At 56.5% G+C, this 5,394-nt stretch carries 4 protein-coding genes and 2 pseudogenes; 2 read left to right on the top strand and 4 right to left on the bottom strand.

Annotated features, from left to right (window positions below; all coding sequences use genetic code 11):
• Positions 1–117, top strand: a pseudogene (locus tag HZU84_RS20810) (IS5/IS1182 family transposase); the annotation flags it as partial.
• A gap of 106 nt (positions 118–223) precedes the next feature.
• Here HZU84_RS20810 and HZU84_RS19875 read toward each other — a convergent pair.
• The 4 genes and pseudogenes from HZU84_RS19875 to tnpC form a co-directional block, all read right to left on the bottom strand.
• Positions 224–1,141: a lysozyme gene (locus HZU84_RS19875; protein ID WP_180693113.1), complete on the bottom strand. Its 918-nt coding sequence runs from the start codon at positions 1,139–1,141 to the stop codon at positions 224–226.
• Between the two features lie 480 nt (positions 1,142–1,621).
• On the bottom strand, positions 1,622–2,269 hold the full coding sequence (locus HZU84_RS21175; RefSeq protein ID WP_375139047.1) for a fibronectin type III domain-containing protein: 648 nt from the start codon (positions 2,267–2,269) through the stop codon (positions 1,622–1,624).
• Positions 2,269–3,405: an HlyD family secretion protein gene (locus HZU84_RS19880; protein ID WP_180693114.1), complete on the bottom strand. Its 1,137-nt coding sequence runs from the start codon at positions 3,403–3,405 to the stop codon at positions 2,269–2,271. The genes HZU84_RS21175 and HZU84_RS19880 overlap by 1 nt, the downstream gene beginning before the upstream one ends.
• Before the next feature lie 945 nt (positions 3,406–4,350).
• A pseudogene (gene tnpC / locus HZU84_RS19885) lies at positions 4,351–5,065 on the bottom strand (IS66 family transposase); the annotation flags it as partial.
• Positions 5,066–5,220: 155 nt separating this feature from the next.
• Here tnpC and HZU84_RS19890 point away from each other — a divergent pair.
• The coding region (locus tag HZU84_RS19890) for a transposase (RefSeq protein ID WP_180693115.1) at positions 5,221–5,394 on the top strand (174 nt) is incomplete at its 3' end.

Raw genomic sequence — 5,394 nt, forward strand, 5'->3', positions numbered from 1 at the left:
CTGGCAGCGTTTGGCAAGCTGCGCGTCCGATTCGAGCGCCAAGTTGAGACGCACGTTGCCTTGCTCAGCCTGGCTTGTTGCGTCATCTGCCTGCGCACGCTGATTCGGTTTTGTTAGTCGCTCTAAGTCAGCACCTTCTGGATCCACTCGCAAGCTAATGATCCGACACAATTTTCGGCCCAGAATTCGGCACCGCAGCAAAATGCGGTCTACCAATTGCGCTTTACGGAAGGTTTGAGTCCAACTGTTCAAAGTGACGCCGCTCGTCTGTCCGTCGTGAAGAAAGCCCCTGCACTCTGACAAGTGAACCGGTTTTCGGATCCCGCGCTTTGTCCCACTTTTCAAACTGCGCAGCCGCGCCGCTGTAGTTACCCTTGTTGAGTTCCTTTAGCAGCGTAGATTTTGACAGCCTTCGCGCGCCCAAATTGTAGACAAATGACCTCAGCGCTCGCCTTTGGCCTGTAGACAAAGGTACTTTCACAAGCTTCTGAATTGACTGATCTGCACGCTCGATATCCTCGAGAAGGTAAGCTTCCGCCTGCGCTGGAGTAATCTTTGCAGGAAGCTTCTGTCCGGGACGAGTAGTGCCATAGCCGATAGTCTGTACTCCGGCTATGTCGACATAACGCTCAAACGGTTTGCCTTTGACACCATTGCCCTCGTGGCGTTTTATCATCTCAATTGATTCTTTGTCGATAACGGGGCGCTCGCTTCTTTCGGGCCTTGATGACTGAGGCCTTGCTGGCTCTGGAGCCGGAGGCTGTGGATTTGTTGAGGGAGCCTTCTCAGCTCGACGTCGAATCGGCTGAGCCGACTTGTGCTCAACATTAATGACAAGATCGCTCTGCACGTTGAGATTGAATGAGCGAGAGTCAGTTACCCGACCACTCTTGTCTTCAAAGTGCGCCTCACCCACCCCACGTTCGTCAAAGCTCTTTACGAAAGCTGTCCCGTCTGGACGCTCCCCTCTGATAACCACCATAGACTTTCCGTTGCTTGCGTCGTGATATTCGACAGTGGTGACCTTGCCAGCCGGTCCCTCCTGCACTGTCAAATTCAATCGACTTCCCGGTTTTTTCAAACCCTCGAATTTTGACAAATCAATCTTATGAATATCACCGGACTTGGCGGCCTTTTCCAATTCAACAAGCCGCGGATCTTTACCCTTTGAGGTCGAACTCTGCTTTGCCGCCAGATTCGATGCACCTCCCTTTTCCGGTCTCAGGCGAGCAATATTCTTTTGCGCCCTAGATACTTCTTGAGTTTCCTGAGATCGCCTAGCGGTTCGAGCGTTTCTTGAATCTGCGGAGGGCTGCTTTCCGGAGGGATCGCGACCGGATCGAGTGCGGCCTCTATCTGCCGCCTTATCACGCGTTCGCTTCTCAATTGCAGCCCGCTCTTGCCGTTCTCGCTTGGCCTTCTCGCCCGCCCCCCGACCCCCCTTCTCAGCACCATCTTGACGAGGCTCGCGAGGTCCTCGCTCAGCAGTCTTTACATGGCCCTTTTCACCGCCCTTCTCAGGGTTCCTATCCGGACCAGTAGGTCTTGATGGCCCTTTCTCTGGCTTATCTAGACCGCTCGCGGAATTATCCACCCGAGGCTTTGGCATCGAAATCTCCTGTCAAGCACGGCGAATAGCTTGCATGCAAAGCCTCTGGAGCAACTCTTTCTGAACGACTGCCCCCCCATCGGGCACGGCTCCAATAAGAGAAGTAGACTGGCTCTCTGGGCTCGAAACTGATGCATTCACGCCGCCTGGTGCGCTCGGTCGTACCGAGGTCAGAAAGAGGGAAAAGTACGAGGCCCCGTACACCGCAGTCTGTGCCGAACCAATTCGGTCCGACGACTCAACGATAGACATTGAGACACCCGAAGCATCCCGGCAAACAACCGTACCCGTTACGGGAACCGACTCGTCAAGTTGCAGGGCGGACCAGTCCCAGGAAACCACCGTTCCAAACGGCAGGGCAGCGGAGGTAGGAGCGGGAGGGCGCGGCGGACGCGTGCAAGTTACTATCTGGGAACTGTAAGGTGAACTCGCCCCACCACCCATCGCCATGACCGAAATTGTGTACTCGCGATTTGGTATAAGCCCGGCCGCGACGCAGGCCGCGTTCTGCACTTCCAAAAATACCGTTCCGACGCTGTCAATCAATCTCAATCTATATTCAGTTGCATTGGTCACTCCGTCCCAAAGAAGCCTGAGACTCGTTGCGCCGCGGTCCGTAACATCGTCAGATGCCAGCCTAAGATTGGTGGGGGCGTCCATCAGCCTAGCGATATCCGCGTTTCAAGTCGGTCGAACTGAAAATTGATGGGCAAGCGAACAATCCGAGTCTTTCCATCCTTTTGACGCAACTGCTGCCCTTGCTGATTCTTCACGTGAATCACGATGTCCCATTCGTCATCGTCGGATTCGTGACCTCTCAGTGCAACAATATTGCCGGCAAGGGAAAGTGACGCGCCGCTCTCAAAAACATTCTTCACGTCAAGATGCACAGGTTCACCAAGTTCAATGATTCCTTTGCATTGAATGAAGCCCACAATGAGCAGCTCTGTATCATCTTCAACTCTAAGTACCGGCTCCCCCGCTTGGACGTATTCTCCAACGTCCTTGTATATGGCTGTGACGATGCCATCGATTGGGCAGACAAGGTAAGAGTCAATCAGAGCGGCTTGACGCTTCTTCACCTCAGCCCGAAGACTCTTGTCTTCATTAGAAAGTATCTGCTCAAGATTTTGCAGGCGCGGCTTCCTAACGCTAAGTTCGGCCTGCTCAGAATCTAGCTGCGAAATGGCGTTAGCTGATTCGATGTCCTCCTCGAGCCTCGGGTGAACGAACTCCGCAAGAGAATTCGTTGTTACGACAGGCCTTTGGTGAACCTCGGAAACTTGGGTCAGCGGTCCGCCAATTGACCCTGTCGCGGCATTGTGCGAAAGCTCCTCGGAAATAGGCTGGAATCCGCCGGCACGAAACAGCTTGGGACTAACGTCAACGACAGGCACCGAGTGAGTCATCGTTGCCGGCATCCCGCCCCCATTGATACTTATGCTGTAGGCCGCTGTAGAAAGAAGCAACGGCGCGGAATAGGTTCGCGTCACCGGAGCCTTGTCACCCTCGTGCCTACTTGTAGACATGGTCGCGTTGACGACATCAGTTGCCGACTTGGCGTAGCTGTCTTGTAGCGCGACATGGCGCTCCTCTATTTTCTTTTTCAGAAGCTCTGTCGTTGTAATTCTGGCTGCATTCTCGGCTCTCAAAGTTGCACTGATTGCGCCCGCACTTCCGAAGCGTTCCAAATACTCGGAGTGGTGCACTGCGATCGCTTGATCCAGTTCCGCTTGCGATCGCTCATTCTTCAGAATAAACAACGCTCTCGGCGCAAGTACTTTGTCGACGTGCACCGCATCAGCTGCGACTCGACCGAAGTTTGAATCACCAGTTGAAAGGCTGTCGAGTTCGTCCCTAATCTCGATACTTCCGTGCGCCTTGAGGCGCGCTCCCAATCGAGCCCTAGGTGACTGGAAAGAAATTACGCCAGAAGCCGGGAAGGATAGGTCACTCGACCGGATTGGTCTCACTGAGAGAGATCTTACTTTTGCGGTGCGCATGGTCTCTTCACCTGTGATTCATTAGTGCACACTGCACCGAGGTGTCATTGTTCTCCTTTGGGCGCCCGTACACGCATACAGCCCATCTGAGATTTATGCTACCGACATCCCCAGGAGATAACCAACCAATGCGAACGGTTTGAGCGCCGAAGCACCAAACCCTCCTGACAAACAGTTCCAAGTCGTCCCCCCCTTCGTCGACTTGGACCGTGAGAGTGAGCTTAGACCGAAGCGGGTGGGTTGCGTCTCTAGCACCCCATATGTGGGTCACTTGATCAGCCCGAAGCTTTCTTCTGTAAGTAAACATAGATTACTCCCTGCCTCTAGGCAATGCCGGCAAATTGGAAAAATTCGGTTCAACCGAGTTCTCCCTAATCATGGGCATAAACTCAGTCGGAATAAATCTACTTAGTTGACCGCAGCTTGAGCAAGCCAGAACCCAAACAAAAAAGTCTGGACAATCGTCGAATGACAACTCAGTCGGACGATAGGAAGTCAGAGTTCGTAGCGAAGACGAGCGGCAGTTAGTGCAGATAGTTGGCGTGACCATCTGAAGAGACCTCCTTGTGGTGATTCTATGTGTGCCATCGCACGTTGCGGCTACGGGAAATCTATAGGGGGATAGTCCAAACGTAAGCGCCCAGCCAACACATGTTGACCATCGCCCGGTCAACCGCTTGCGAGTTCAGTCGGCAGGCATCCACCGATGCGGCAGCAACTGGTCGACCTCGCTGGCCCGATGAGCTGCAGTGCCCTGCCGGCGATCGCGCTCTTGTTGGCCGTGTGCAGTTCGACGAACTTGCGACGGGCGTGCGCCATGCAGCCCACCTCGGTCACGCCCAGATCGAACAGCGCCTTGTAGCCGCTGAACTCGTCGCAGACCAGTTGCCCGGTCCACCGCTGCTGGCCGTGCGCCCGGTGCTCCGGGTCGTGGCCCAGGAAGATCCTGGCGTGCTCGCCCGAGCGACCCGGGGTGAAGTCGTAGACCACCGCCTTGATCGGCTCGCTGCATGCCGCAGCGTAGGCCCATAGGTAGGCGCGCTGCGTCTTGCCCTTGCCCGGGGCCAGCACCTCCACCGGCGTCTCGTCAGCATGCAGCACCTGGCAGCGCAGCAGTTCCGCCTTGAGCGCCTCGGCCACCGGCTCCAGGCGCGCACCGCACTGGCCGATCCAGGCGCCCAGCCCGGCGCGGCCGAAGATGGCTTCCTGCCGGTAGAGCGGCAGGTGATCGGCATGCTTGGCCACCATCACATGGGCGCAGTCCGGCCGTCGGGATGCCCTTGTCGATCACCGCTGGCGGCATCGGTGCCTGCACCAGCGTGCGGCAGGCCGCGCAGCACCACTTGCCGCGCACGTGGCGCTCCACGGTAAACACGCCTGGCGCGTAGTCCAGCTTCTCGCTGACGTCCTCGCCGATGCGCTTCATCGCCAGTCCGCAGCCGCAGTCGGTGCTTCGGTGCGCATTTCGGCGATCGTGACCGCCGATTCCGGGATCGTGACCGGCGGGAGCCTGTGTGGGTGGGCTGCGCGTCGTCAGTGTAGGTTTGCGGCTAAGAGCGGCTAACAAAACACAGTTGTCGCCATCGCTGTCTGAATCGTTGAAGGCCGATGAAAGACAAGGAAGTCAGCGCTGCCCTGTGGGAGAAGTTGGAACCGTTGCTGCCTGAGGCACCGCGGCGCTCGGCCCAGGGAGGCCGGCCGCGGGTGGACGACAGGCGGGCCTTGAACGGCATCCTGTTCGTGCTGCGCACCGGGATTGGGTGGGAACACCTGCCGCAGGAG

Origin of the sequence: Sphaerotilus sulfidivorans (assembly GCF_013426975.1) — a bacterium.
GTDB lineage: Bacteria > Pseudomonadota > Gammaproteobacteria > Burkholderiales > Burkholderiaceae_C > Sphaerotilus > Sphaerotilus sulfidivorans.